At 58.9% G+C, this 22,959-nt stretch carries 21 protein-coding genes; 9 read left to right on the top strand and 12 right to left on the bottom strand.

Features of this window, described 5'->3' with window-relative positions:
* Window positions 1-87: 87 nt before the first annotated feature.
* From JG747_RS13360 to JG747_RS13350, 3 genes are all read right to left on the bottom strand, one after another.
* Entirely contained in the window at window positions 88-1,188 is a 1,101-nt protein-coding gene (locus tag JG747_RS13360) for an ABC transporter substrate-binding protein (RefSeq protein WP_244748432.1), read from the bottom strand.
* 218 nt (window positions 1,189-1,406) lie between these two features.
* Window positions 1,407-2,717: a histidinol dehydrogenase gene (gene hisD, locus JG747_RS13355; protein WP_202361937.1), complete on the bottom strand. Its 1,311-nt coding sequence runs from the start codon at window positions 2,715-2,717 to the stop codon at window positions 1,407-1,409.
* Window positions 2,718-2,814: 97 nt separating this feature from the next.
* Window positions 2,815-4,617 carry a thiamine pyrophosphate-binding protein gene (locus JG747_RS13350; protein ID WP_202361936.1) on the bottom strand — a complete coding sequence of 601 codons (1,803 nt, stop codon included), beginning with the start codon at window positions 4,615-4,617 and terminating at the stop codon, window positions 2,815-2,817.
* A 430-nt stretch (window positions 4,618-5,047) separates the two neighbouring features.
* Here JG747_RS13350 and JG747_RS13345 point away from each other — a divergent pair, with 430 nt between their 5' ends.
* Window positions 5,048-5,737, top strand: a complete 690-nt coding sequence (locus JG747_RS13345) for a hypothetical protein (RefSeq protein ID WP_202361935.1) — start codon at window positions 5,048-5,050, stop codon at window positions 5,735-5,737.
* Window positions 5,738-5,783: 46 nt separating this feature from the next.
* On the opposite strand, the gene JG747_RS13340 is transcribed toward JG747_RS13345, so the two are convergent.
* Window positions 5,784-6,596 carry a helix-turn-helix domain-containing protein gene (locus tag JG747_RS13340; protein WP_244748431.1) on the bottom strand — a complete coding sequence of 271 codons (813 nt, stop codon included), beginning with the start codon at window positions 6,594-6,596 and terminating at the stop codon, window positions 5,784-5,786.
* Between the two features lie 149 nt (window positions 6,597-6,745).
* Between JG747_RS13340 and JG747_RS13335 the strand changes: the two genes are divergently transcribed.
* The 3 genes from JG747_RS13335 to hisN all read left to right on the top strand — a co-directional run bounded on the left by JG747_RS13335 (window position 6,746) and on the right by hisN (window position 9,512).
* A complete protein-coding gene (locus tag JG747_RS13335; RefSeq protein ID WP_244748385.1) occupies window positions 6,746-7,738 on the top strand; it encodes a Gfo/Idh/MocA family protein in 993 nt (330 codons plus the stop codon).
* 64 nt (window positions 7,739-7,802) lie between these two features.
* Entirely contained in the window at window positions 7,803-8,684 is an 882-nt protein-coding gene (locus JG747_RS13330) for a sugar phosphate isomerase/epimerase family protein (protein ID WP_202361932.1), read from the top strand.
* Between the two features lie 45 nt (window positions 8,685-8,729).
* A complete protein-coding gene (gene hisN / locus JG747_RS13325; RefSeq protein WP_202361931.1) occupies window positions 8,730-9,512 on the top strand; it encodes a histidinol-phosphatase in 783 nt (260 codons plus the stop codon).
* Between the two features lie 26 nt (window positions 9,513-9,538).
* Here the strand turns inward: hisN and JG747_RS13320 are convergent, their stop codons facing one another.
* The 5 genes from JG747_RS13320 to JG747_RS13300 form a co-directional block, all read right to left on the bottom strand.
* Complete coding sequence (locus tag JG747_RS13320; RefSeq protein ID WP_244748384.1) at window positions 9,539-10,720, bottom strand: MFS transporter; 1,182 nt, start codon at window positions 10,718-10,720, stop codon at window positions 9,539-9,541.
* Between the two features lie 284 nt (window positions 10,721-11,004).
* Entirely contained in the window at window positions 11,005-12,606 is a 1,602-nt protein-coding gene (locus tag JG747_RS13315) for a GMC family oxidoreductase (RefSeq protein ID WP_202361930.1), read from the bottom strand.
* A gap of 42 nt (window positions 12,607-12,648) precedes the next feature.
* Window positions 12,649-13,710, bottom strand: coding sequence for an SIS domain-containing protein (locus tag JG747_RS13310; RefSeq protein WP_202361929.1), 1,062 nt, complete (start codon window positions 13,708-13,710; stop codon window positions 12,649-12,651).
* Window positions 13,711-13,762: 52 nt separating this feature from the next.
* Window positions 13,763-14,677, bottom strand: coding sequence for an ROK family protein (locus tag JG747_RS13305; RefSeq protein ID WP_202361928.1), 915 nt, complete (start codon window positions 14,675-14,677; stop codon window positions 13,763-13,765).
* Between the two features lie 6 nt (window positions 14,678-14,683).
* Complete coding sequence (locus JG747_RS13300; protein ID WP_202361927.1) at window positions 14,684-15,400, bottom strand: GntR family transcriptional regulator; 717 nt, start codon at window positions 15,398-15,400, stop codon at window positions 14,684-14,686.
* Between the two features lie 175 nt (window positions 15,401-15,575).
* Between JG747_RS13300 and JG747_RS13295 the strand changes: the two genes are divergently transcribed.
* From JG747_RS13295 to JG747_RS13280, 4 genes are all read left to right on the top strand, one after another.
* Window positions 15,576-16,907: an ABC transporter substrate-binding protein gene (locus tag JG747_RS13295; RefSeq protein WP_202361926.1), complete on the top strand. Its 1,332-nt coding sequence runs from the start codon at window positions 15,576-15,578 to the stop codon at window positions 16,905-16,907.
* Window positions 16,908-16,979: 72 nt separating this feature from the next.
* Window positions 16,980-17,846, top strand: coding sequence for a carbohydrate ABC transporter permease (locus JG747_RS13290; protein ID WP_202361925.1), 867 nt, complete (start codon window positions 16,980-16,982; stop codon window positions 17,844-17,846).
* The gene (locus JG747_RS13285) at window positions 17,843-18,664 is read left to right on the top strand and encodes a carbohydrate ABC transporter permease (RefSeq protein ID WP_202361924.1); all 822 of its coding nucleotides are present in this window, start codon (window positions 17,843-17,845) and stop codon (window positions 18,662-18,664) included. Before JG747_RS13290 ends, JG747_RS13285 begins: the two co-directional genes overlap by 4 nt.
* A gap of 129 nt (window positions 18,665-18,793) precedes the next feature.
* Window positions 18,794-19,825 carry an ABC transporter ATP-binding protein gene (locus JG747_RS13280; protein ID WP_244748383.1) on the top strand — a complete coding sequence of 344 codons (1,032 nt, stop codon included), beginning with the start codon at window positions 18,794-18,796 and terminating at the stop codon, window positions 19,823-19,825.
* An 18-nt stretch (window positions 19,826-19,843) separates the two neighbouring features.
* Here JG747_RS13280 and JG747_RS13275 read toward each other — a convergent pair whose 3' ends face one another.
* From JG747_RS13275 to JG747_RS36935, 3 genes are read right to left on the bottom strand one after another with little or no spacing between them, the layout of a single operon-like run.
* The gene (locus JG747_RS13275) at window positions 19,844-20,632 is read right to left on the bottom strand and encodes a DeoR/GlpR family DNA-binding transcription regulator (RefSeq protein WP_244748382.1); all 789 of its coding nucleotides are present in this window, start codon (window positions 20,630-20,632) and stop codon (window positions 19,844-19,846) included.
* A gap of 36 nt (window positions 20,633-20,668) precedes the next feature.
* Window positions 20,669-20,812 carry a hypothetical protein gene (locus tag JG747_RS36940; protein ID WP_244748381.1) on the bottom strand — a complete coding sequence of 48 codons (144 nt, stop codon included), beginning with the start codon at window positions 20,810-20,812 and terminating at the stop codon, window positions 20,669-20,671.
* Window positions 20,813-20,848: 36 nt separating this feature from the next.
* Window positions 20,849-21,055: a hypothetical protein gene (locus JG747_RS36935; protein WP_244748380.1), complete on the bottom strand. Its 207-nt coding sequence runs from the start codon at window positions 21,053-21,055 to the stop codon at window positions 20,849-20,851.
* A gap of 239 nt (window positions 21,056-21,294) precedes the next feature.
* Here JG747_RS36935 and JG747_RS13265 point away from each other — a divergent pair, with 239 nt between their 5' ends.
* A complete protein-coding gene (locus tag JG747_RS13265) occupies window positions 21,295-22,368 on the top strand; it encodes a glycoside hydrolase family 3 protein (RefSeq protein WP_202361922.1) in 1,074 nt (357 codons plus the stop codon).
* Window positions 22,369-22,959 lie beyond the last annotated feature (591 nt).

The following is a 22,959-nucleotide window of genomic DNA, read 5'->3' as shown; positions in this document are numbered from 1 at the left end:
GCCCTGTGGTTTGGTCAGTGGAGCGGCGAGGAAATGCGCTGCCGGGACATTACTGGGAGGAAATGCCCCGGCAGCTGAACGCGCGCCTCAGCGTGCGTTGTTAATGCCGTCGACCAGGGATTTGACCGCGTCTTCCGCACTCATGTCTGTGACGAAAAACTTGCCGACCACATCCTGGAACACGCCGGAGAAGCGCGGCTCGACGGCAAAGCCGTCAGTGAGCGATCCGTATATGGCGTTGTTCTTGATGGCTTCGACGCGGTCCGAAAAGCTGCGCTTGGCGCAGTCGTCAAAATCGTCCATCGCCACGTCGAGACGAGCCGGGATCGAACCCTTGATCAGGTTGAACTTTTTCTGAACCTCCGGGTCCATGATCGCTTCCGCGACCGCGTCCTGCCCTTTTGCAATATCGGCATTATCGATCTTGAAGCCGCCGAATGTATCGAACACGAATTTGTAGTTCGGCGTGGCGGTCGGCGTCGGGAAGCACAGGAAATCGACGCCCGGCTTCATGCCCTTGGCGAGGAATTCGCCCTTCGCCCAGTCGCCCATGATCTGCATGCCAGCCTGGCCGTTAGCAACCAAGTTCGTCGCTGCCGCCCAGTCACGGCCGGTGAAGCCGGCATCATGCAATCCACGCACCTTGCCCAGAAGTTCGAAGGTCTTGATCATCTCCGGGCTGGAGAGCGCCGTTTCATCAAGATCGATTGCGGCTTTCTTGTAGAAATCGGGGCCGTTGACATCGATCAGCATCGATTCGAACAGTTCTTCGATCTGCCAGCTTTCATCGCTCATCGCGATCGGGGTAACACCAATCGCTTTCAGCTTTTCACCACTTGCAATCAGTTCATCCCAGCTCGTGGGAATGGCGACTCCTGCCTTGTCAAAGACAGCCTTGTTCGCCCAGACCCAGTTCTGACGATGCATGTTGATCGGGGTCGAGAAAAAGCTGTCATCCTGTTCCAGGAATTGCAGCATGACCGGCGGCAGATCCGCCTTCCATCCGTTCTTGGCATACAGATCATTCAATGAACGCAACGCACCTTCCTTGGCCCAGCCCAGTCCTTCAAAGCCGAGGAACTGCATCACAGCAGGCGGGTTGCCGGCGGCAACGCGGGTACGCAGCGCCTGCTGGGCGTTGGCGCCATTGGCGCCGCCGACCGCGCTGTCCTGCCATTCGAAACCCATGGTCTTGAGTTTGTCGGTGAGCACCTTCAGCGCGCCGACCTCGCTTGCCGAGGTCCATACGTGCAGACCCTCGATCTTGGTTTGGGCGGTTGCCTGGCCCGCAAAGGACAGGCCGAGCGTCGTGGCCAACAGAATTTTCTTGAGTTCAGTCATCGTCATTCCCCTTGTTGATGTTGAAATGCCCGGTCGCCCGTTCGGCTGTTATCGGGCGGTGGCAGTCAGCGTGGATCGACCGGCATGGCATAGCCGACGTTTCGCCCCCCGTAGCGGCGGACCCGGATGTTGGATTGCTCGGCGTGGCCGACGAAGCCCTCCATGAGGGAGAGACGCGAGCCGTACTCTCCGATGAGCGCGGAGGCCTCGTCCGTCAGGATGCGCTGATAGGTGCAGGTCTTGAGGAACTTGCCTACCCAGAGCCCGCCGGTGTAGCGGGCCGCCTTGTTGGTCGGCAGGGTGTGGTTGGTGCCTATGACCTTGTCGCCGAACGACACGTTCGTGCGAGCCCCCAGGAACAGCGCGCCATAGTTCCTCATGGAGTTCAGGAAGTAGTCGGGGTCGCGCGTCATCACCTGGACATGTTCGGAAGCGAGACGATCGGCCTCGGCCACCATCTCTTCGATCGTCTCGCACAGGATGATCTCGCCGAAATCCTCCCAGGCCTTTGCCGCGATCGCCGCCGTTGGGAGGATCGTCAGCAGGCGCTCAATTTCGGCGACTGTGTCCAGTGCCAGCTTTTCGGAGTTGGTGATCAGCACCGCCGGCGAATTCACGCCATGCTCGGCCTGGCCGAGCAGGTCGGTCGCAACCAGCTCGCCATCGACGCTGTCGTCGGCGATCACCAGAGTCTCGGTTGGACCGGCAAAGAGATCGATGCCGACCTTACCGAACAGAAGGCGCTTGGCTTCGGCCACATAGGCATTGCCTGGCCCCGCCACCATGTCGACCGGAGCGATCGTCTCGGTCCCGTACGCCATGGCCGCGATCGCCTGGACGCCGCCGAGACAGTAGATCTCGTCGGCCCCGGCCAGGGCCTGGGCGGCCACGATCTTTTCGGCGACCTTGCCCTGGAAGGGCGGTGCGCAGGTGATGATGCGCTCGCAGCCGGCAACCCTTGCCGTGAGCACCGTCATGTGCGCCGAGGCCAGCAGTGGATACTTTCCGCCCGGCACGTAGCAGCCGACATTCTGGATCGGCACGTTGCGATGCCCAAGGACGACGCCCGGCAGCGTTTCGATCTCAAGATCGAGCAGTGTTGCGCGCTGCGCCTCGGCGAACTTGCGGATCTGGTCCTGCGCGAAATCAAGGTCTTCGCGTTCACGCCCGGTCAGCGAGTTGATGCAAGCGTCGATCTCGGCCTTGGTCAGGCGATAGGAGTCCCGGTCGAACTTGTCGAAACGGATCGACAGTTCGCGGACGGCCCTGTCGCCCTCCTGCTCGACCTGATCGAGGAGTGTCTGGACCGCGCTCGTCACGGCACCGTTGCCGCCGTTTACAACGCTGCCTCGAGCCGACTTGATGGTGCGTATCATGGCAATGGCTCTTCGTTTGCAGGGCCTACGCCCCGCACTGCGGTCTGAATCGATGGAATGAAGCGCGAGCAGCCAGGGCTGCTCGCCCCAGGCACGGCTACATGTGCTGTTCGAGCACGCGCTTCTCGGTGTAAGCCGCCTGTTCTTTCTCGTAGTAGGCGGGCGATGGAAAATCCCACCAGCCGGTGGCAAACGGGCCGGCTGCATCGCGTGATGTCATGACTTCAACCAGTGCCGGACCGCCGCAATCAAGTGCGGCCTTCAGCGACTTCTCCAGATCCTCGTCGGAGGTGACCTTCCAGCTCTCCACGCCAAAATTCTTGGCTACCGCGGCAATGTCGGCGCTATAGGGTTCGCCATTGCCCTTGTGACGGTTGAACTCGGAGGCGATGTGACGGCCCATGAACTTGCGCTGGCCGCCGCGGATCGACATGTAACCCTGGTTGTTCTGGACCAGGAACACGACCGGAATGTTGTTCATCGCGGCCGTCCCGAGTTCGGGCAGCGACATCATGAAATCGCCATCTCCGGTGATGGAGACAACCTGACGATCCGGCATTGCCAGCTTCGCGCCCATGGCAGCGGGAACGGCCCAGCCCATCGGCGAGAACGAGCCGGAAGTGAGATGTGTCCGGGGCTGGTAGATCGGGAACGTTTGCTTGACCGCGCCTTGAGTGTTGCCCGAGCCGACGACGACGATGCCGTCACGGTTCATGACCTTGCGCAATGCGCCAAGCGGCCGTTGTGACGTGAACGGCGCTTCGCGGCTGTCGCGGCGCGGCGCAAGCATTGCCTCCCAGTCAGCCTTTGCCTTCTGGACATCGGCCAGGAACGCCTCACGTCGCGAGACCGCCTTTGCCGACTCCGCGTCCGAGATCATTGCGAGCATCGCTTCAAGCGACGCCCTGGCGTCGGCCACGATGCCGACTTCAGTCGGATAGTTCTTGCCGATCTCGTGATGATCGAGATCGATGTGGATGAGCTTGCCCGGCGGGATCGAGAAGCTGACGCCCTTGGCGTAGGAGGAGGCCGACCAGTCAGTAAAACGGCAGCCCACCGACATGACGACGTCCGCCGAGGCGGTGATGCTGTTTCCGCAGGTGGTGCCGGTCTGGCCGACGGCGCCGATGAACAGCGCGTGGTCTTCGGAGATCGCACCTTTGCCGTTCCAGGTAATGGAAACCGCCGCGCCCAGTTTTTCCGCCAGCCTGGTGAGTTCGCTCGATGCGTTCGCCGAGATGGCGCCCCCGCCCGCCACGATCACCGGACGTTCGGCCGAGAGCAGCAGCTTCACGGCGCGCTCGACCGCTTGCGGGTCGGGATAGGAAACGCCTCGTGCCATGCGAAGGTCGAGGGGATGAATCTCGACATCGGCTGCCTCGACCTGGATGTCCATCGGAACCTCGACATGCACGGGTCCTGGGCGGCCGCTGAGCATGGTGTTAAAGGCGCGATGCATGATGAAGGGCAGTTCATCCACGCGGCCAGCTTTGTAGGAACGCTTGGTGACCTGCTCGGTGATGCGGGGGAAGGCGTTCTCGTTCTGCCGTTCGATCTCCTGCATCACGCCGTGGCCCTTCATATGGGTGGCCGGTCCGCCGGAGACATAGAAGGCTGGAATCGAGTCGGCATAGCAGGTCGCGAGGCCGATGATCGTGTTGGTCGCGCCGGGACCGATCGAGGTCGAACAGGCCATCGGGCGGCCGCTGGCCCGGAAGAAGCCGTCAGCCATGTGGACGGCGCTCTGCTCATGCATGACCTGGATGAACGGAAGGGTCGACCCCTCTTCCAGGAAGGCGTCAAACAGCGACCAGATGCCGTGGCCGGGAACGCCAGCCACGTACTCGACGCCATACTCCTTGAGTGCCCTTGCAACGATTTGACCGCCCGTCAGCTTCATCTGTTCGACCCTCTGATTTTTTTGCTCTTTTGCCTCAAGCGATCGTCTGCTCAAGATGAGGGTCCCTGAAAGCCGGCCCTCGGTGATAGCGCAAGTAGGCAAACAATCGAGGGCTTGTGACAAGTTCGCAGAATGCGTTTCCTTGACGCGAGATGACGCACCATTCGAGAAGAAGTGCATCAGACCCGTTCGGCCGATCAGTTCTTACGCCAAACGATCAGAAGGATAACGGGCTAACCGCATTCGACATCGGCTATCGTGACACGCCCCGTGCCGAACAGCAGGAGCACCGGGTCTCGACGGTCGAAGCGACGCAATATGACGCATATCCGACGTCATCCTGCGAATTAATTCATCGATCCGCGCACTTCCGCCGGCTACGCCCGTGTGGCTTGTTGGTCTCATGACAATTCATGCACCAGATACGATGATGAAGAACCAGGCCAGAGACCTATCGTTCGCCGACGACTTCATTTTCGCCATGCTCGTCGAGAACGTCGTCGAATATGACGTCGAGGACGCCGTCGTCGTCAACATCAGCCCCTCGCCCATGATCACCGGCGACGAGCATCCAGCGGTCGTCCCTGCCTGGAAATCCACCCAGTTGAAGGGAGGACGCATCAAATCGGCGGAGCGTGCAGCACTTCTCAGGGTTAAGAATGCCGTCAATCTCGGCGGCTGCATGTTCCGCGGCTGGGACTGGCTCGGCAACCGCATAAAGAGTTTCCCGCGCGACACGCCGCTTTTCATTTCGCCCCAGGATGAGATCGGCACGGTAACCACCGATCCCTATGTGTTCACCAATGAGCGTCGCACAGCCGAGGCACAGCAGACCTTCAGGCTGAAACTCAATCTGTGGTGGTCGCCGGGCGATACGGACTGCTTCATTCACAACGAGCATCCGTTCCTGGAAACCCATACGCAGATCCATGGCAGCGGCCGTATGCAGAAGTTCAGGCAACGATCGGCGTCGACGATGTATGAGGACGTGGTGATGCCGGTCGGCTATTCGCACGATCCGTTCTGCCGGGTGACGGGCAAGAACCAGTGGACGTATCCCTGGCATCGCTACTATGCCGACACCGACTCGGTCTGGCTGGCGATCGAACTTCATCCCTGAGCATCGTTGCGAGGAACTTTCCCTGTGGCCGCCGAGGCCACAGGCCTCACATCTGGATCATGTCCAGCCCATCCCCCAGATACTGCAGGGCCTCGCGCGGAATCGCCGGATCGTTGCGATCCATGACCGTTAGTTCACTGAGGTGTTCTCGGCGCAGCAGACCCGGCCCGCGGTAATGCAAGGCCACCTTGGTCGAATAGGGTTGGCGGAAGACGTTCGCGGCGATGCCGCTGGAAATGCCGAACATGAACCGCTTGGCGTTGCGCTTCACCTGCGCATAGACGCCGAACGTAAGTTCATTGCACTGAATGCCCTCGAAATCCGCCGTGAAGAGTCTATCCGCCAGCGGAAAGCAGAAACCGTAATATTTGAAGATGTACTCGATCTTTCGTGGATTGTCGAAACTTGGAAACCGCTCGACGTAATAGTGCTGCAAAAACTCCCGGTTCCTGTAGATGCAGAACGCGGACTTCAGAACAAATCCCTTGTAGATCGACGAAAACTGGTAGCGGTCGTAGACACCGGCGATTTCCGAGTCCTGCGAATTGTTCTCGACGATCATGTTGGAAATGAACCGTGAAAACTCGGGCAATTGCCGCGCGGTCGCCATCGCGTGAAAGAAGTTACCATCCACGAGGGTCCGAAACTCATCGGGATCCGAAAAAAGAATCGGCACGCTCAGCCCGAAATAGTTGGCGATTATCCGGATGTTGGATGCGGAGGGGACATGGGCCCCGGAAAGGTACTTGTTGAACTGCTGGCGATTCACGTTGATCTTGCGACAGACTGCAGCAACCGAACCGTGCCGGTCGCACAGGGTCCTGAGGTTCTCCGCCAGCGCGCCAGTATCTTCGCCCATGTAATTCACTGCGCGTTTCTCCTCAGCGCTATGAAGCAACAAGGCGCTATCGCTACGTCAAAGTGAGAAGGACTTCAATGGGCTGCGAAGTTGATGACAGCGGAAGCCGACTGCATAGTTCGCACGAATGGCCAGAGAGGAATGTTCCAGTGGCAACAGGCACCAAGGCGGGTTGGTCCTTCATGGGCACGGGAACCATCGCCACGGAGCTGATGGTCGAAGCCATCCGCTCCGTCGACCATTCGCCCTTGTGGGTGGTGAGCCGAAGCAAGACGGATGCCGCCTATTTCGCGCAAGATCTCGGTATCCCGCATGCCACGACAGACCTGGCGATTGTCCTTGAGGATCCAACCGTCAGGTTTGCCTATATCAGCGCAAGGCTCCAGCGCCGGCCTCATTACATTTCGGCCGCGGCCGGGGCCGGCAAGCACATCCTGTGCGACGGGCCTATTTCGGGGACCAGCAAGACGGCCATCACACTGGTGCGGCTTTGCGAGGAAAGCGGAGCGTTGCTGGCGGTCAACCAGCGACTAAGGGCCTCGACCATCCACCAAACGATGCGCCGGCTGATCGTCGATGGCGACATCGGCGCGGTTCAATCGATCGTTCTGATACGTGGAGGGCCCTATCAGGCCCCTCCCAACCGAAGAGCCCGGGACTTCAACGAGGGCAGCGGCATTTACCTCGACGTCACCGTGGAGGACATCGACCTGGCGCGTTTCCTGACCGGGGCAGAGCCTGTCGAAGTGTCCGCGCTGGGCACGCAGGACCAGAAGACGCCAGGTCACGTGGCCTATCTGGTGCGGCTCCACGATGGCAGTCTCTTTCAAGCCCATGAGAGCTTCAGGACCGCCGATATCGAAAGTATGGTGCTGGTCGCCGGCGACAGGGGCGCCCTGATCGCGCAAGGCACGTTGAATGGCCGGGCGGGAACACTGGTTCGACGCATCGACGGCAAGAGCGAACTTGTCCCGGTTCGCGACCACGACTTCAGCCTGGCGACCATCAGGGAATTCGTGAATTCGCGCGGCCAGGAACCATCCTGGCTGGCGCAGGGCGTCGATAGCGTGATCGCGCTACGAACCGCAGAGGCCATTGTCATATCAGCGAAAAGGCGCCGGACGGTTCCGATTCAAGCCTAGCGCCACATGCCGGCGGGCGCGGCGTCACGCCAACAAACCACAGGGGCCAGACGGACGTTTGATCATGACGAAGAAAAATCCGATCCTCTTTCACTCCCTTGCCGCCCGGCATTCGACGCTGGCGATCGATCTCGACATCGTGCGCAAGATCGGGTTCGACGGGCTGGAAGTCTCGGCCGCCAAGATGCGCGCTTTCCTGGATGCCGGCTTCACGGCCAAGGATCTGAACAAGGCCTTTGACGGCATGTACGTGCCGGGGACGGGCTTCCTTGTCGATATCGAGCGCCAGAGTGAAGGCAGGGCCGCGCTGATGCGGGAAGCCGACAGCCTGTTTCAGCTTGCCGCCAGTGCCGGCATAAAGGGCGTACAGGTCATCACTGGCCCGCTCAGCCTGAAAGCTCTGGATGACGCTTCCGCCGTCGCGACCCCGGGCCTTTACCGCGGTGTCGTCGGTCTGCCGCTCGAGACGCAGATCGATCTCACCGCTTCAAATCTGGCAGCGGTCGCCGACCTTGCGGCACAGTATGGGCTGCTGATCTACCTGGAGGCCCTGTCCTGGACGCCGCTCAACACGATCGACAGGCAGCTTCGGACAATCGAGATCGCCAATCGCGATAACATTCGGCTCGTGATCGACTTTTGGCATTGCTACACGTCCGGCGACACGCCCGAGCGCATCGCGCGGCTGGACAAGAATATTCTCTACGGCGTCCACATCTGCGATTCCCTCTCCTTTGCCGGCGGTGTCCCTGACGAAAGCGTGCTGCGGGACGTGCCAACGGGACGTGGGGTGCTGAACCTCAAAGAATGGGTCGATGCGGTGAAGTCGACGGGCTATGACGGCTGGTGGAGCTGCGAGCTGTTCTGCCGACGGCAGCATCAGGAAAACAGCTACGACGTGGCCCGCAGCCTCAACGCGCTCATGCGGGGCCTTGTCGGCGCCTGACGACCGCATCCCAGCATCCCTTCCCGCAGCGAATGGTAGGACGCCATGCACAATCTGCCAGACATCTCCTTCTTCCATCGGCTCGCTGACGCAGCCGCAGACGTCGCCCTAGCCTACTATCGCAAGCCCATGGAGGTCGAGGAGAAGGTCAAGCCGGGCTATCGCTTCGACCCGGTGACGATTGCCGACAAGAAGGCGGAACAGGTTATCCGTGCCCTGATCGCAGCGGAATACCCGGACCATGCGGTGCTTGGCGAGGAGTTTGGCGAAAGCGGCCAGGGCCCGGTCAAATGGGTCATCGATCCAATCGACGGAACTCGGCCGTTTATCTGCGGCATTCCCGTGTGGGGCACCCTGATCGGGCTCACGGTCGAGGGGAGAGCCTGCATGGGCATGATGAGCCAGCCCTTTACCGGCGAACGGTTCTGGGCAACGGGGAATGAAGCATGGACCAGCGGGGCATCAGGCCCGAGCCGGCTCCGGACGAAGGCCGCGGGCTCATTGGCCACAGCGATCCTTCACACCAATTCACCAGACCGCTTCCCCGATTTTCCCGACATCAATTTCTCTCGTCTCAAGGACGCCGCACTAATGACCCGATACGGCGGCGAGTGCTATGCCTTCGCAATGCTGGCTGCCGGCCAGATCGACCTCTGCCTCGAGCCAAGCCTGCAGCCATATGACATCGCGGCACTGATCCCAATCATCGAACAGGCGGGAGGCGTCGTTAGCGATCTAGCCGGAAAGCCGGCAGAAAATGGTGGCGCGGTGTTGGCTTCGGCAAACCGCCGTTTACACGAGGAAGCACTGGCGCTGATCAACGGCTAGCTGTTCTGCGTCCGGCAATGGCCGCGTCAGTCTTTGCGAAGCACCCGCGTAGCCAGTGCAACCAGGATAAACGCCACGGCGATCAATATGAAGGTGACTGAAAGAGAATATGCCTGCGCCACGAAACCAAGCACCGCAGGTCCCGTCAGCAAGCCAGCATAGCCCATCGTCGTCACGATTGACATCGCGCGGCCGGCGGCTGCGCCGCCTGAACGGCCGGCAGCAGCGAATGCCAAAGGTACGAGATTGGCAACGCTCAACCCGCATAGGGCCAAGGCAAGGAAGACGACGACGAGGTTGCCTGCCAGCACCAGCAACCCTACCGAAGCCGCACAAATGATCGAACAATAGTACAGGAGCCGCGTCGAACCTATGCGGGTGGTGATTGCGTCGCCGAACAGGCGGCCGAACGCCATCATCGTTGCGAAGACCGCAAAACCGTAGGCGCCGGCGCTTTCGGTTCCACTGAACACATTGACAATATAGATCGCGCTCCAATCCATGATTCCGCCTTCACCCAACATGGACAGGAAGGCGATTGCCCCGATCAGATAAAGATACGCTTTCTGCACACGGTCGAGCCTGCCGCCGCTGCTGGCTCGAGCTCGAAGGGCATCGGTCGGGTCAGCATTTCGCGATGAGCCTAAGTTGGCGACGATCGCAAATACGGCCACGCCGATGCCGGTCGCGCCTAGACAAACCGCCAGCGCGCCGCCGTGAGACAAGATCTGGCCGACAGTGAAAGCGCCAGCCAGATTACCAAAACTGAACATTGCATGAAATGAAGACATCAGATGCCGGCCGGAGCGACGCTCCAGGGCGGATGCATCGGTGTTCATCGAGACATCCAGTGTGCCGAAGCCGGAACCTGCAACAAATACGATGGAGGCTAGCCAGGCATTGCCCGACACAAATGGGACGATGACAAGCGCTGCGCCGAACGTCACCGCTCCGCCTAAGCTGAGCGTGCTGCAGCTATAGCGCGCCGTAAGCCGTCCAACATTCGTCATCGCCACGATGGCGCCCAGTGCGAAGCAAAGGAGTATCAGCCCGAGCTCGCCCTTCTCCAGACTGTTCTGAGCACTGAGGACGGGCAGGCAAGAAGCCCACGACCCGAGACCGATGCCGGCAGCGAAGAAAAACAGGTTGCAGTAGAATCGGCCGCTGCGTATCGCAGTCGGCATTTCGATAACCCTGTTTGCCAACATCCTACCTCTTAGAGCCGCCCTGACTTTGATACGCTGATCGGCTAACAACGTTGTTGGCAGGTGACACCTTGGATCGCTACCCCCAAGGCGCGATCATAGCTAGCCGCCAGAAGGGACAGACGACATCAGTTGAATTCCCACGGCAACTTCGCAGAGACCTCTTACCCGACGCAGAGCGACGCACTCGCCCTCTTGAGTCAGTACCCATTTTCGATTGTCTGGGCCGGGCTTTGGACTTCGCCATCCAATGCCGAGTCTATTCCTGCGAGCGAATTCGGCTCTCTCTAATGTGACCTGACAATCGCCGCTGCTATTTTCTCAGCAGCCATGATAATAGGCGCATTGACGTTGGCCGAGGGGATTTTCGGCAAGATTGAGCCGTCTACTACGCGCAGACGGTCAATTCCATGCACCAGACCCACGGCATCCGTTACCGCGTCACCGTCCGTGCCCATCCGGCACGTGCCGATTGGATGATGTTCTGTGTTCGCGACATTTCGGATAAAGACCTCGATATCGGCATCGGTTGAATTTCGACTGACATCGTCCAGTTGCGCCGCGCTGTGCCTGCTCCAGGCAGCCTGTCCGGCCATTTCCAGAGTCTTGCGAACACCGTCTACCATTTCGGTCATATCGCGCCGGTCATCGAAATAGTTGAAGCGAATTGCCGGATATTGTTTTGGGTCCGCTGATTTTAGTCGGATCGCGCCGCGGCTGAACGGGCGCATTTGGCTGACAAAATATTGAAAGCCGTCTCCAAGCACCACCTTTCCGGACTGGAAGTCGGCCAGAAAGGGCAAGAATTCGTGCTGCAGGTTGAAATAGTCCGTGCCGCTGCCGCCATCGAAAAAGGCGCCTACTTCAAAGAAGCTGGTAGCACCCAGCCCGGACCTGAACAGCAGCCATTCCAGACCAAGTTTGACCCGTCCGAGACCTTCCAGTTTGCGGTTGATGGCGTCGGCGCCGTTGGAACGGAAGCGCAATGAGGCCACGACGTGATCCTGCAGGTTCTGCCCGACACCTGGGCTATGCGCGACCAACGGGATACCATGGCTGCGCAGGTGACCGGCCTCACCCACACCCGAGAGCATCAGGAGATGAGGTGAACCGATCGTTCCGGCAGACAGGATCACCTCACGCCCAGCAATCGCCTTTTCGGCCTGACCATCGCGGCCATAGGCGACGCCTTTTGCCGTCGTGCCGTCAAAAGCGATCCTCTCAACGAGACAGCCGGTTTTGACGGTCAGGTTGGGGCGCGATATCGCCGGGCGCAGATAGGCTGCGGCGGTCGAACAGCGCACGCCTTTGCGGATCGTGGCCTGAGTTACGTGCACGCCTTCCTGGCTGCCGCTGTTATAGTCACCGGCGTTGCCGAGCCCATATTGCTCACCTGCCCGCAGAAAAGCATCGTAAAACGGATGCTTGGCCTCGCTTCGGGTTACGCTCAACGGGCCAGAGCCGCCCCTGTTGGGATCGCGGCCGTCCTCAAAGCTCTCCATCTTGATGAAATATGGCAGACAGTCGGCGAAGCTCCAGCCCTCGACGCCAACCCCGGCCCATTGGTCATAGTCCTTGGGGTTGCCGCGGACGAAGACCATGCCGTTGATCGACGAGCTGCCACCAAGGCAGCGGCCGCGCGCCTGGCCGATCCTGCGACCATGCAAGGCGGATTCAGGCTCACTTTCGAATTTCCAGTTGTAGACGTCACTTTCTATGGGGAACGTCAGCGCGGCTGGCATCTGGATAAAGAGACTTCGGTCCGAGGGTCCCGCCTCCAGAAGGCAGACCGAGACGTTGGGGTCCTCCGTCAGGCGATTGGCCAGAACGCAACCTGCGGACCCTGCCCCCACGATGACATAGTCGTATTCGTTGGATTTGTTACTCATAAACCGAGTCCTTGGGTGCAATAAGTTTGGTCCGGAGGCTGGCTACTCGATGACCGTCACCTTGGTGCCATTGAGGAAAACTGCGGGCGGAAACCCACGGGCTACGGCCAAAGGCACCATCATGAACTGCAGCGGAATGATCTCCAGAGCTGGCAACAAGGCTTCGGTCGCGTAAGGCAACTCCAGAATTTCAATCTCCGGCCTTCGTAATTCATCCGGAGGACTGGAGCAGACGACAACACAGCGCCCTCCGAAGCGAGCGATATCCAATGCCGTTAGTTCGTTTAGCTCGCGTTCTGGACCACTTCCGAGGAATAGCACCGCGCGAAAGCCCTCTCTTACGAGCTCCAGCGGACCGTGGCGGAACTGTCCACCAGTCAACGCTGTACAGTCGAGCTTCGCGGCTTCGGCAGTCATTAATGCCCCCATGGCTGCGCTGGAATAGCTCGCACCGCGGCCAATAAAGGTAAGCGGTTTGTCATGACCGAGGAATTCGAAAATCTCGTGGCTGCGGCTTTCAAACTTGCCAAGACTGGCAGCCGCGGCCTCAGCCACGGCCTCAACGTCAACCACTGTATGCTCGGATCTACCGAGGAAAAGCCGCTCGACAACGTAAAGCGCCACTAGTCCGGCCACATAGGTCTTGGTTGAGACCGCGTCTTCCTTGCCGGCATCTGTTGCTACAGCGCAATCGGCCCATTCCGATAAGGAATTTGTCGGTCCGTTCGTGATTGAGATTAGAAAGAATGGTCGGATCGGGCCCTCGGACAGTTTCTTCAGCTCGACGCTCTCTCCCGACTGCGAAATTGCGATTACCAGCGTATCGCTACGCAGGAGCTCTGGGGCCTGCTGGATAAGTTCGGAAGTGTCCCAAAGGGACACTGGCACGGGCATGAAACGCGCCAAGCGCTGCCAACTTCCGTAAGCGCTGAAAAGCGATCCCCCCATTCCGGTCAAGATGATGTGGCGTATCCTGCCGTTGGCCACAGCAGATGAGAGTGCCTCTATTTGAGCAGCTTTCTCTCCCGTCACTCCGGCCAAGGCGCGGCGTATTGCTGCGGGCTGTTCGTGGATATCGGCCAAGAAGTTCTTTGCAACAGTCATGACAACTCCATCCGTAAATTTCGAGATATGAGACGGGCCTGGAAAAGCTGCCTCAGAACATCTGTGCCGCCGCTCCAATAATCCCCGCATCGTTGCCGAGTTCGGCGATCCCAAATCGCACATTTTCGACGTTGGAGGGCATGCCGCGACGCTTCGTTTCAAGAAGGATGGCGTCAACAAGGACCGCGCCTGCTGCGCTGATACCGCCGCCGATCAAGAGCGTTGTCGGGGCAAAAATATTGCACCAGCTGGCTGCAGCCATGCCGATCCAGTTCCCGGCTTCGGCTATTATGCCTAACGCTGAAGCATTGCCGCCCAGGGCATCGCGCACGAGCGCGGCGGTAGCACTTGTGGCCTTATGATCAGACCGAAGCCGACGAGCATGCCTTTCGATTGCCTGGCCTGAGGCAACGGATTCGAGGCATCCCAGACAGCCTTTCCGGCACCGGACTGGATTGTCGCGCACAACAATGACGTGGCCGGCGTCGCCAAGACACCCGTTCGCAGTATTTGTCGGCACACCATCCGCCAGGAAAGCCAGACCGATACCGGTGCCGACGGTGACCATCAACAGCCGATCGACCCCACGACCGGCTCCGAAGCGATACTCGGCAATCGCTCCCGCATCCGCATCGTTCATGAGCCCGACCGGGCACTGAAAACGGCGCTTCAGAATTTCGGCGATCGGCATACCATCAAGTGCCAGCACATTGCTGTCGTCCCCACTGATATGATCCGGGAGAATGTGACCGGGGTAGCCGATGCCGATCCCGGCTAGCCGCTCGACCTTTTGACCGCGCATCAGATCGTCGATGGCACTGGCGTAGTCGGAGAGGATCTTATCGCCGGTAGCCGCCTTAGCGTAGGTCAGCCGCCGACGCGCGACGATCGTGCCGCCAGGCGAGACGAGCCCAAGCTTCGTGCTTCCTCCGCCAATGTCCAAGCCGATGACAAGTTTCTCGGTCATGCGGGCTCAGTCCGCCAGTCGATAGCGACTGACATGCAGTTTGAAATCGCTCCCACGATAGGTGGACTTCACATACTCCGCTACGTCATCGCTCTCTGTCAGGGTGACACGCCAAACGACCAAAAGCGGACTCCCGACGGGAACCTTCAACACCCGCGCCTCCTCCTCGGTTGCTGCGACGGGCTCAAACAGGGCATCGGTCCAGGCTGGGACCACGCCCCAACGCTCTTCGATCTGGCTGTAGAGAGAGCCTTCTCCGACGCTCAGTCCCTCGATACCGGAATACATATCGACCGGCAGGTAGACGTCCTCGATCGCAATCGGCACCTCGTTTATCGTGCGAACGCGCTTGAGATAGACGAGGGAAACATTTGCCGGATGCTGAATTATCAAATGGTTCTGCATATCCTGGGGCAAGGACGCCACAATTTGCCGTTCAAGGACGATGGTGCCAGGCGTGTCGCCCGTTTTGCGAACTTCTTGGGTGAAGCTGTGAAATCCGGAGACGCCCCCCAAGCGTGTCGCAGTCTTAAAATACCCACGGCCCTGTTCGCTGTATATTAGCCCTCGCGCCTCAAGCCGCTTCAGCGCTTGCCGCACCGTCACCCGGGATACTTTGAACTCCTTGGCGAGCGCGCTTTCCGAAGGCAGTTGCGGGCCTTCTTCGCTCCTAGCGCCGCTCTCAAGGTCCGCCGCTAGAATGTCGGACACCTGCGCGTACATCGGTACGCCCCCGGTCCTGCGAACCCCCATCTTACGGAACCCTCGCTCACTCAATTTGCCGGCTCCTCGATTCGTCTGTTTTGATGACTCGACATTAGGATATTAGCATGTTAATACAAGCTGTCAACGTAACGCTGCCTTAGGAGGGTCCGAAGTGAGTACGAAGAGAGTGAGTTTGACAAGACATGCGCAAATTCTCGCCGCAGCCCTCGCTGCTCTGACCACCGCGGCAGCCCCGGCTTTCGCCATCGACTGGAAAGCTCAGTCGGGCACGGAAATAACCGTTCTTCTCAGTGAGCACCCTTGGACCGTTGCACTGAGAAAGAACATTTCCCAGTTCGAGGCTTTGACCGGCATTAAGGTGAATATCTCAGCGTTCGCCGAGGACCTTTACTCCGATCGCATGAACCTCGCGGTTCGCTCCACGGAATCTGTCGCCGATGCCTACATGGTCCAGATGGACTCGGCACTGTTCGAACAATGGAGCGCAGACGCAGTTGAGCCACTCACGCCCTACCTGAACGACGACGCCAAGACAGACCCCACTTACAACCTGCAGGACTACCCTGCTGGCTTCCGACTTGGCGCCACGTTTCCGGTAAACGATTCAGCGGCGCAGCTTTATTCGATCCCGATCTCCTTCGAAGCCTATACGCTTTTCTACAATAAGGACCTCGTCCAGAAGTATCTGGACGGTAAGGTCCCGGCGACGATGGATGAGCTGATGGCCGATGCCGCGAAGGTAACAGCGGCTGGCGGTGGGCAAGATTTCGGCGCCGCGATGCGCGGCAAGCGATCGGCCGAGCTTGTCGACACGATGACCGGGATCGTGCTTGATGCCTGGGGCGACCAGCCTGCGGCGCTGCCGGAAAACATCTGGTTCGATGGCGATTGGGCCAAGCCGCGGTTCAACGATCCGCGCATTGCCAAAGGCCTGTCCTACTATGCGGGCCTGCTGAAGGCCGGCCCACCAAGTGTCTTGTCGTATGGCTGGGAAGACGCCAGTCGCTTCTTTTCCGAAGGGCACGCTGCCTTTTTCGTTGACGCTTCGGTCTTTGGCCCTGGCTTCGAAGACCCTGCTTCATCCAAGATCGCCGGGAAGGTCGGCTATGCGCCCCTTCCCCCATCCGCTGGCAACATCGGCTATAGCGGTCACTGGTCGTGGGGCATCTCGATCCCAAAGAACTCGAAGAAGAAAGACGCCGCTTGGCTCTTCGTCGAATGGGCGACGGGCACTGCCATGACCGCCGAACTTGGCAAAAACACCGGCGGCGCTCCGCGCCTCTCGTCCTGGGCCGACGCGGGATATAAGGCCGCACTCAACCCAGGCTATATCGAGGCGGTCCAGACTCAGATGCAGCACACCCGTTCAACCTCCGTCTTTCGCGAAGGCTGGAGTGAAGTCGTCCTGCAGATTGTAGACACAATCCACGCGATGGTCGCGGGCACGCCTCCGCAAGATGCTGCTAACGGCTTGCAGGAAGCGCTGGCCGGCACGTTCCAATAATGCTTGCCACGGGCGGGGCGATGCCTCGCCCGCCGCGCCGGCCTACAAATGCCCCTGATGTTGGAGAAGACCATGCGGCGTACGGCGTTTAGCCCCTACTGGCTTCTGGTCCCGGCATTGTTGATGCTGGCGGTCAACACGTTCTATCCGGTGATCTATTCAGTCTATCTGTCCTTTACCGACTGGAACTGGGGCAAAACCAGCAATTTCGTCGGACTGACAAATTTTATCAACGTCCTGACCAAACCTCAGTTTCGCGGCGCATTCTTCAACACCGTTATCTTTTCAGTTTCTGCCGTTGTCGTGGAGACCCTGCTCGGACTCGGTCTGGCGCTGGTCATCAATCGCCTCTCCGTGGGTGCGGGAATAATCCGGACCATTCTTCTGATGCCTCTTATGGTTTCCGGTATCGCCGTATCCCTGGTATGGAAAGTGCTGCTCGACCCGACCCAGGGGATCATCAATTACTTCCTCTCCCAAATTGGCATCGCCGGTCCTGCCTGGCTGGGTACCGTGCCCACCGCTATGCCTTCCATCATTATGATCGACACGTGGTGGCAGACGGCCTTTTCCTTCATCATCCTGTCCTCCGCGCTCAAGGGCTTGCCGGCCGAGCCATTCGAAGCCGCGCAGCTTGAGGGCGCCAGTCCCTGGGCAACGTTCCGGCACATCACCTTGCCGATGCTCAAGCCGGTGCTGATCACGGTGATCATTTTCCGCACGGTGGACACGCTCAAGATCTTTGACATTGTTTTCGGTACCACGGGTGGCGGACCGCTCCGTGCCACTGAAGTCGTGCAAACGCTGGCCTACCAGACCGCATTCAAGTTTCATCGCTTCGGCGAGTCCGCGGCACTTTCGGTGGTCTTTTCCGTGATCATCCTGGTGCTTTGCCTTGCCTACCTGCGGCTCGACACCACCGAAGAGGACGCATCGTGAAACCGTCATCCATCGGCATCGCCTGGCGCTACGCCGCGGCAATTCTCGCTGCGATTATTTCGATCTTCCCAATCCTGTGGATCTTGATGATCGCTCTGAAAACCCGCACCGACGCCTTCGCCATTCCGCCGGTCTGGTTTTTCTCGCCGGTTTGGGAGCATTTTCAACGCGCCTGGACCACTAGTGGTTTTTCGGGCGCATTTTTCAATAGCGTGCTCGTGTGTGTGATGGGCAACCTTATAGCTTTCGCCGTCGGCATCCCCGCCGCATACATCCTGAACAAACGCCGCGTGCCGGGAAAGAAGGCCATTCTGGTCTGGCTGCTAATATCTTACATGCTCCCCGAGTTCCTTTTCGTGATCCCGATGTATGTATTCTATCAATATGTCGGCCTATACGACACGGTGATCGGACTGGCGATCGTCTATCAGATTTTTACCTTGCCGTTCACTATCTGGCTCGTGCGTGCCTTCTTTGCCGATGTGCCTTCGTCCCTGGCTGAGGCTGCTCAGCTTGAAGGCGCGTCGACCGCACAGATCATCTGGAAGATCTACGTTCCGATCGCGGCTCCAGGACTCGCGGCAACCGCCATCCTCAACTCGATTAAAATGTGGAACGAGTTGACCATTGCCCTCGCTCTGACTTTCGACCGGGCACAGACAGTCACGCTGGCCGTAGCGGGATTCCGTGGCTACGCCTCAATAGATTGGGGCGCGATGTCGGCCGCATCCATCATCGTCATTTTGCCCATGGCGCTTTTTGCAATCGTCGCGCAGCGTCGCATCGTGCAGGGGTTGAGCCTGGGCGCGGTCAAATAGCCCACACTAGCGGGCTGGGGCCGCAACCCAACAGTGCACAGATTTCACAAGGACTGGAAAATGGCCAACGTTTCGCTTCGGAACATCGACATCGCCTACGGGTCCGCAACCATCGTCAAGTCGCTGCAAATGGAGATCGCCGACGGTGAGTTCACGGTCCTGGTCGGTCCCTCCGGCTGTGGCAAATCCACGATCCTGCGCCTCATAGCAGGGCTTGAGCCGCATTCGGGCGGAGACATATTCATCGATGAAGACAATGTTTCGGCAGCCAATCCTGCCGACCGCAATGTCGCAATGGTTTTCCAGAACTATGCGCTTTATCCCAACATGTCGGTCTTCGAGAATATCGCCTTTGGCATGAAGATCCGGAAAATCGATGCCACCGAAATCGATCGCGCCGTTCGTGAGGTGGCGAAGATGGTTGGATTGACGGATCATCTGCACAAGCGCCCCGGAAGGCTTTCCGGCGGCCAACGCCAACGCGTCGCACTGGCCCGCGCCATCGTTCGTCATCCCAAGGTGTTTCTGTTCGACGAGCCGCTGTCGAACCTGGACGCGGAATTCCGCGCTTCGATCCGCCTGGAACTGCGCCAGTTGCACAAGAGGCTGGGAGCAACGATGATCTATGTCACGCACGACCAGGTCGAGGCGATGACCATGGGCGACAAGATCGCGGTGCTTGCCCCGATTGCGGTGAAGGGCACCCACAATCTGATGCAGTATGACACGCCTGATATGGTCTACAGCAAGCCGACCAACCTCTTCGTCGCCCGTTTCATCGGCTCTCCTAAAATGAATACGTTCGAAGCGGAGAGTTCAGGTCAGACAACCATACGCATCGGGGACCAGGATATTGCCGTCAAGGCAAAGCGAGCCCTGCCATCCAAGGTGATCGTCGGCATACGGCCGGAGCACGTGGTTGTCGGCGCGCATGGCGGGGGCCCGACGATCACAGGAAGGGTGGCAGTTACCGAAAACCTCGGACACGAGCGTCTGGTGTTCACTGAAACGAAAATAGGCCCCATCACACAGCGCGCTTCGGATCAGACGGTCTGCCCAACTGCCGGCGACAACCTTGAACTGACATTGCTGCATCACCGGCTTCACTTTTTCGACGCGGTCACCGAAGAGAGGATCGAGATGGTGTCAGACGCACTATAGACGCGTTATCCGCTGATGTCAGAAAGGCTGAAGGGCCTTTACAACATTGGCTCCAGCTCGCACTAGATCGTCGAGGTGGTTTTTTGGCGCATCATGTTCAAGCACGACACAGCCAATCTCGCTGATCTCGGATACGCGGTGCGGCGCTCGCACCTCGAGCTTATCTGTCGTAGCCAAGGCGATAGTATAATCGCTAGCCGCCAGCAGTGCCCGCTTGAAGGTCGCGTCAGCAATGTCGAATGCACTTAGGCCGGATGTCGGAGAAACCGAACAGACGCCGAGGAAAGATCTGTCGATATTCATCTGCGAGAGACTTCCTATGGCCGCCGCATCAACGCAACCGCCGACTGCAAGATCGACCGTCCCGCCGAGCATGATTAGTCTCAGGTCCTGTCTTCGCAGCGCTGCGCCGGCAATATCTATGGAATTGGTGGCCAAGGTCAGATCGTAGCCTTTCGGCAAGAAATCGATCAGCGCCAGATTGGTGCTACCGCTGTCCAGAAATATGAATTCTCCAGGCTGGATCATCGTCGCGGCGGTTTGCGCAAGCGCCTGTTTTTGTCGATGCCGGGTGTCCATTCGGACTGACATTGGAACACTGCTTGCAAGAAGCGGGAGTGCTCCACCATAGACGCGGCGGCAGCGCCCCGCCGCTGCAATCGCCCTCAAGTCCCGTCGTATGGCGTCTTCGGAGATATCGAACTCGACCGCAAGTGCCGCGGATACGACAGGCTGACCCTGGTCAAGCCGAGCGGTAATAATGTCTCGCCTGCCCAAAGGAAGTTCGTCCGCCAATTTGCTCGCCACTCAGAATCTCCTGCCACGATACGCATCTTCTGTCGTTCACGTCGTGACTTCAATCAGATTGCCATCAGGATCCTCTATCACCGCCTCATAAAAGCCGTCTCCCGTCAATCGCGGCGCGGCGCGGCGCGGCGACCAGAACACCTTCCTTTTCCATCTTCGAAGCAAGCTGATCAACTGCATCGCGAGTGCCCACCGAAATCGCTATGTGGGCATAGCCTACATGCTCGGCGTCCTATCGGCGACCCAGGGGCCAGACATCACTTCGATGATGCCGCCTTTCAGCGAAAGAAATCTCGATGAAAAACCAAGCCGGTTGCGGCTTTCGTAAAGCGGTCCGATCTCAGCATCAAAAATCCGCTCCCAGAATGCGCAGACGCGATCGATATCGCGTGTCCACAGCGCGATATGTGCAAACTTGACCATTGATCCTCCGGGCGGACAGCTGAACAGTCCATGCAAGGCAGCCTATGCCAAGTGAGCCCAGCCCTGTGTGTTACGAGTTCGACCTGCACTACAGAACATGCAAAACCAGGCGGCTTCCGTGCCGTGTTCTCGCACAATCATTCATCTCTCAACGCCTGATTATACACGTTTCTGCTTGACATCAAGCCTTGCTCTGCGGAAGTAGGCAGCGTTTGAGATGGATCTAGATGGAGTGACCTATGACCTTCACGATCACCGAGGATGCACGCGCGGTTCTCCTCCCGGCCTTCGACGGGACGCTGCTCAGTGATGCGACAAAGCGGTTTCTGGACGGTGGGGGAATCTCTCTCTTGCTGGGAGAAAGCCGCGACGAATATCTGGCCCGCCGGATGAGTGATTCGCGACGAAATTCCGAGACAGCGGAGACCCTCCAGAGGGTAACCGATGCCGCCCGCGCACGGTCAGGCATGCTCCTTGCTGCAGTGGACCAGGAGATGGGCGGGACTTGCCGCCTGCATGATTTGGTTCCGCAGTTTCCTGCGCTGCGCGATCTGCCCTTTGCCTCCGAAGAAGAGATAGCCGAGATTTCAAAGCTGATCGCAACCGGGGCCAGCAGCATGGGCATCAATGTCTTCCTGTCGCCAGTGGTCGACGTATTGACCGGTCCGAACAAATGGTTGGAAGGGCGGACATGGTCAAACAACGCAGAGTTGGTCGCGACCCTGTCTGCGGCCTATATCCGTGGCGTACAGAGTGGACGCGTCGCGGCAACTGCCAAGCATTTTCCAGGTTACAGCACGACGACTGGCGACCCGGCCGTCGATGAGAATGCAATCAATCCCCTTGCTCTGTCCGATGTCGAGGCAGGACTGGCACCCTTTAGAGCTGCCATTGCTGCCGGGGTGGAAATGATAATGGTCGGCCCCGCCATTGTGATGGCCTACGATCATGCAAAAGCGGCGCTGCGGTCGCAAACCGTAGTCCAAGTTTTGAAGAAGACGCTCGGCTTTGATGGTATCGTTATGGCCGATGACTTGGACTCCATGGCCACCATGCGTGGCGATAGCGTTGCTGCGGTGGCAATTGATGCGCTTAACGCCGGTTGCGATTTCCTATTACTCGCTGATACCGGCACCCAACTGGACGAGATCGCGGATGCAATCGAAACAGCAGCTCGGTCGGAAACGATTTCGGCCGAGGCGTTAGCAAAATCTGCTACCAAGGTTCGACGGCTGTCACGCAAATATGAGGCGCAAAGCTGCCATTCGGCAGAAGGTAAATGCGATCAGCGAGTGGCTGGATCAGCTTCTTGAATCAATTTGGGCGAACCGCTTCGTAACCCATTGGCAAATAACGATTAAGTTAGTCGCTGAGGGTCAACGTTTTCCACACAAAATCAATACGTTAGCGGGTGGTTCGCCAGCCCATTTCCTTCGTATTCTCTCGTATGGTCTGGCGAACCTAAGGACGATGAACGCGACTAATTACAGGCTTCGAGATATCGCCGATTTAGCCGCAGGTCGCCAGGAACTCCCTTGTAGTGAATGACCGAAATGGGGCCGCACGCAGACTGTCTGCTTTGTCACGGATGAAGCGCAACAGGTCTTATCGCGGCGGGGCTGTCCGTTTCAAGAAGCGGCCGACCCTCGATAGACGCAGGAGCGCCAGAGTGCCCAGACGTATCTGCGCATGTTGTCGAGATGCCATGATCGCTGCGCGATGGGCTTCTTGTTGTTCCAGGTAGGATGCCAGTGCAAGGTCATAACGGGATAACCGAATGTCGCCGGGGGGCTGTTCTACCGTTGACGATCTCCTGGATCGAATGGGCCAATCGGAAAGGCTGGGGCCAAGCATAGCGTTTCCCTTGCGAAGTGTTGATTTGAGAGCCTCTCCTATGGCCGTGA

The sequence above is a fragment of the Mesorhizobium sp. 131-3-5 genome (genome assembly GCF_016756575.1).
GTDB classification, from domain to species: Bacteria; Pseudomonadota; Alphaproteobacteria; order Rhizobiales; family Rhizobiaceae; genus Mesorhizobium; species Mesorhizobium jarvisii.
Note: the sequence above shows the minus strand (reverse complement) of the source record. Positions and strands in the feature narration are given on the sequence as shown.